Here is a 5,108-nt window from a genome sequence, read left to right on the forward strand (position 1 = left end):
TTTCTCTGCCATGCGACAGTAACTCCGCCCTATACGACAGTTACCACTTTCTAAGCTACCGTTCCCCGTAAAAACGTGTAACCGCTCTCCTATAGTGATAAAATAATCATGTACAAAACTAAAATAGGGGAGTGCACCCAAAGTGAAAAACGAACTCATTGAAAGATTTACTTCCTATGTAAAAGTAGACACGCAGTCTAATGAAAGCAGCGAGACCTGTCCATCAACAGAAGGGCAGTGGACACTGCTGCACATGCTGGAAAAGGAATTAAAACAAATTGGCATGGAAGAGGTAACCCTCGATGAACATGGCTATCTGATGGCGACCCTGCCGGCCACCACAGAAAAAGACACACAAACAATCGGCTTCCTTGCCCACGTCGACACAGCTACGGACTTTACCGGCAAAAATGTCAACCCGCAAATCGTCGAAAACTATGATGGCGGCGAAGTCACCCTAAACAAAGAACTAAACGTCGTACTGTCACCAAAGGCTTTTCCAAGCCTGCCAGGCTATAAAGGCCACACCTTAATTACAACGGACGGCACGACACTGCTTGGCGCGGACAACAAAGCAGGAGTCACTGAAATCATGACCGCAATGGCTTACCTCATCAACCATCCTGAAATCAAGCACGGTAAGGTTCGCGTTGCATTCACACCGGATGAGGAAATTGGCAGAGGACCACATAAGTTTGATGTTGCGTCCTTCAATGCCCACCATGCTTACACGGTGGACGGCGGCCCACTGGGAGAGCTGGAATACGAAAGCTTTAACGCGGCAGGAGCCAAAATTACCATTAAAGGAAACAACATTCACCCCGGTTCGGCAAAAGACAAAATGGTCAATTCAATGAAAATTGCCATGGAATTACATAGCCAGTTGCCACCACAAGAGGTTCCGGAACATACCGAGGGATACGAAGGCTTCTACCACTTGCTCTCATTCAACGGCGACGTTGAGCAGACAAATCTTAACTATATTATCCGAGATCACGACAAAAACAAATTCAATGCACGCAAGGTCAACCTCGAGGCCATTGTGAATGAACTAAAAACAAAATACGGCAATGATAAAGTCATCCTTGAACTAAACGATCAATATTACAACATGGGTGAAAAGATAAAACCAGTAATGGAGATCGTCGACATCGCCAACGAAGCAATGGTTAGCTTAGATATCAAACCAATCATTAAACCAATCCGCGGCGGTACCGACGGCTCACAACTATCTTATATGGGTCTGCCGACACCGAATATTTTTACCGGCGGCGAAAACTTCCACGGTAAATTTGAATTTATCTCCGTTGATAATATGATTAAAGCGACAAACACCATCATTGAAATCATCAAATTGACGGAACAAAAAGCGTAACATACACAAAAAGCTAACCCCACGAAGGGTTAGCTTTTCCCATTCATCAAAGCCTCAGCACACTGGCGAAGACTTGAAATCGTCTCCTGCAGCTGTGCATGCAACTGAACAGCAGACCATTTCCCACCGTTCCCCTGTAAATCCTTTTGAATCAGCAAAATCATCCAGATCGAAAACACTGCCGCAAATAAGTAATACTCTTTAACGAACGCCCCGCGGTCGACCTCGAATTCAATCTGATCTAAATACATAGACAAAATTTCCCTGCGAAGCGAAGTAATCATTCTTTTCGAATAAAGCGGATGGGACATATCAATCAGATGATACAAATCCCAGTAGGGCAAATTCACATGGGTGTGCTCCCAATCCAAAACCATCAATTTCCCCTTCACAACAGCGAAATTACCGGCATGCAAGTCACCGTGGGACAGCACGAGTTTCTCGGAAAATATAACTCTATCAAGCAATGTATAAATATACCCTACAAGATCACTTTCAATTCCAAAATCCAGCCGAAGGAATTCATCCTTCCGCATCCGAATTTCCGTAACTAGATCCTGAAACTTTGGTTTTAAACCGGCACGCGGCACATCGCCAAGTTTCTTAATCGGCAGGGAATGCCACCATGCAACCCATTTCACCACACTCAAAACGGTATCTTCATGGAAATCGTGCACTAATGGACCAAGATCCTCAAGAATCATCCAATTACGTTCCGGTTCATCGCTAATCAAATACGAGATTATTTTTGGAAAAATAGCCGGAAAATGAGTGAGAACATGCTCATGGATCCACACTTCTTTGCCTAATTGGCCATCATTCGTTAAGGGTTTAAAAATGTAACTTTCATTCGCGCGGAGATAGAAGCGCTCCACCATTCTTCCATTCATCCCCTTATAGATTGGCTCTTTATTTAGGATTAACCCCTCATTTAGCGTTCCATCCATTTTGACAATATTAGCAGGCAGCTTCATAGCCCACCACCTATTTTTAGAGTAATAGTTTCATAACATCATGACTATAATGTTTACTCACTTTGATGGCAAGAAATTCAACTTCCATCAGAACTTTTTGGCAGTGGGAACAATTCGGAGAGTCTTTGAACTTGACCAGACTCCGTTTTAAAGACAATATGCTCGCGGGTGAATTTCCGCGGTGTATCGATGCCGCATGCTGCCGCCAGGGCAAATAGACCTTGCCGGACATTAATAATATAGTTCATCGCCCGCCACTTCTTTTCCTCCGGCACAAGGGCTTCCTGATGTTTCGGGTCGGTCGTTGTCACTCCTGCAGGGCACTTGCCGGTATGACATTGCATCGCCATAATGCAGCCGCCAGCAATCATAAAACCACGTGCTGAATTGACCGCATCCGCACCAATGGCCAGTGCAATCGCAACTTTGTCAGCAGAAATCAATTTCCCGGAGGCAAAGATCTTCACCCGACCGCGAATCCCATACTGGTGAACTTTATCGACGACCGTGATTAAAGCAGGATAAAGGGGAAGCCCCATGCTGTCAGCCATCGATTTATAAGTGGCGCCCGTTCCGCCTTCACCGCCATCCACCGTAATAAAATCAGGATAGATTCGCAACCGTTTCATAGCAGCAAAAAAAGCGTCCAAGTTCGTTCCATATCCGACAACAATCTTCATCCCAACCGGTTTTCCGCCCGCATCCTGCAGCCTCTTAATAAACTGCAATGCTTCCGTTTCATTATGTAAAAACGAAAAGCGATTGGGTGAATTGATGGTCTGACCCTCCTTCACCTTACGAATTTGCGCCACCTTTGCGGTTACCTTCGAACCTTCCAAATGGCCGCCGCGAATTTTTGCCCCTTGGCCGAATTTAAGTTCAAAGGCCTTGACTGCCGGCTGCAGGGCTTGCTTTTTAAACTCTTCCATAGAAAAATGGCCATCCTCATCCCGATAGCCAAATAAACCCGGGCCAATCTGGGCAACTACATCGGCACCGCTTTCTAAATGCTCAGGGGCAATGCCGCCCTCGCCTGTATTAATCCAAGACCCGCCTGCCATCCTGCTGCCATAGCCGGTGGCAAGAATATAGTTCTCGCCGACAGAACCATACGATGTAGCCGAAGCACCGAAAGGCCCGCGCAGCCTCCAAGGGTATTCCCGTTTGGCACCCACAACAATCGCATCCTCTTCATGATATTGCCAACGGGTACTCTGCTCTTCCTCTAAACTCTCCCGCCTTGTGAACATGCCTTCATGTTCAATTTTGTATTTCATGGCATGCACTTTCTCCTGGTTATCCACACGCAGTTCCTCATTCAAGAGTGGAAATAAGCCATTAGCGATATAGTAACCTTGTTTTTCAAAATCCCTTTTTGAGCCAAAGCTAATCAAATCCGTCCGATATTTTGCCGAAAAAATAATCCCTAAATAGTCCGCACGAGAAAATGGCCCTGTTCCATTGTCACTGTCAAACCAATACTGCCGGAGCTTTGGCCCCATCATTTCCAAGACGTAACGAATCCAGCCTAAATAAGGATAGGCGCGAATAATCGAATGCTGCGGCTTTTTCGCCAAATTACGAAGCCACAAAAAGAAACAAAGTGGGCCGCCAATAAAAACAATCAGCAAAAAGACAAATATCGATACTACCACTACTGCATCCCCCTCATGTACCACCTTGTTTTTTCAAAAAGTCATATATCATACTTATGTAAGGTGGTTACATTTAATGAGGGCAGCTAATTTTGATAGCGGTCAAGGATGCTGAAAAACTCTCCGAGGAACTCGCAAAAAAGCTTCTCTGTTGGCAGCAGCTCGCGTTCACTCGGGATAATGACACCGACTGTCCTTGATACATTTGGTTCCGTAATGGGAATTTTGACCGTTGACCTTGGGAGGCTGTCAATTAACGTGATTTCCGGAATGAGTGTCACGCCAAGTCCCGCCGAAACCAAGCCTTTAATGGCATCAATATCCTCCCCTTCAAATGATACCTGCGGCTCAAAGCCAAGCTGACTGCAGGCAGTGACAATGATTTCACGCAGGATATAGCCATTTGGAAAAAGTACAAAGGAATCATCCCGTAATTCATTTAAGGTTAACAATTTCTTCGCTGCGAGGGGGTGGGCCTGCGGCAGTAAGGCAACGATATTTTCAGTAAACAACGTTTTCCCTTTAATTTTCTTCTCCTTTTTAGGTACCGGGCCAATAAGGGCGAGATTAAATTCCCCATTTATCACACCTTCAATTAAATGCTTATAGGAACCTTGATTAAGCTGGAATTTTACATTTGGATAACGCTCGCGAAACGCAGAGACTGCAGTTGGCAATGTATATGCAGCCAGACTGCTCGGGAAGCCAATTCGAATCGTTCCTTTCTCCGGATCTAAATGTTCTTCCACCTCCCGTTTAGCATTGTCAATCAGCTTGATTGCTTGCTGCATCTGCTCTAAAAACATGGCACCAATCGGAGTCAGTTTGACATTCCGCCCTTCACGGATAAACAAATCCACCCCTAATTCCTCTTCTAAATTAACAATCTGTCTGCTTACAGCTGATTGGGCGACATGAAGGGCATGGGCAGCCTCTGTCACATGCTCTCTTTTAGCGACCTCAATAAAATAATAAATCTGTCGTAACTCCACTTCATTCCACCTCTTTATTTTATAGGTAATTACAAATTTCTATCTTGAGAATTGTCCAGCTCCAGCGCCCTAGCGGCTAGTGTCCTTCGCTCTCCGCCCTACGATAAGTCAA

The 5,108-nt window shown here is 45.3% G+C and carries 4 protein-coding genes; 1 reads left to right on the forward strand and 3 read right to left on the reverse strand.

Annotation, left to right across the window (positions count from 1 at the left end):
* Positions 1 to 142 precede the first annotated feature (142 nt).
* A complete protein-coding gene (gene pepT, locus BABA_RS24150) occupies positions 143 to 1,375 on the forward strand; it encodes a peptidase T (protein ID WP_007087900.1) in 1,233 nt (410 codons plus the stop codon).
* A gap of 29 nt (positions 1,376 to 1,404) precedes the next feature.
* Here the strand turns inward: pepT and BABA_RS24155 are convergent, their stop codons facing one another.
* The 3 genes from BABA_RS24155 to gltC all read right to left on the reverse strand — a co-directional run bounded on the left by BABA_RS24155 (position 1,405) and on the right by gltC (position 4,996).
* Complete coding sequence (locus tag BABA_RS24155; protein ID WP_007087901.1) at positions 1,405 to 2,349, reverse strand: phosphotransferase family protein; 945 nt, start codon at positions 2,347 to 2,349, stop codon at positions 1,405 to 1,407.
* 77 nt (positions 2,350 to 2,426) lie between these two features.
* The gene (locus BABA_RS24160; protein ID WP_007087902.1) at positions 2,427 to 4,004 is read right to left on the reverse strand and encodes an FMN-binding glutamate synthase family protein; all 1,578 of its coding nucleotides are present in this window, start codon (positions 4,002 to 4,004) and stop codon (positions 2,427 to 2,429) included.
* A gap of 86 nt (positions 4,005 to 4,090) precedes the next feature.
* A complete protein-coding gene (gltC, locus tag BABA_RS24165) occupies positions 4,091 to 4,996 on the reverse strand; it encodes a glutamate biosynthesis transcriptional regulator GltC (RefSeq protein WP_007087903.1) in 906 nt (301 codons plus the stop codon).
* Positions 4,997 to 5,108 lie beyond the last annotated feature (112 nt).

This window comes from Neobacillus bataviensis LMG 21833, from assembly GCF_000307875.1.
Classification (GTDB): domain Bacteria; phylum Bacillota; class Bacilli; order Bacillales; family Cytobacillaceae; genus Neobacillus; species Neobacillus bataviensis.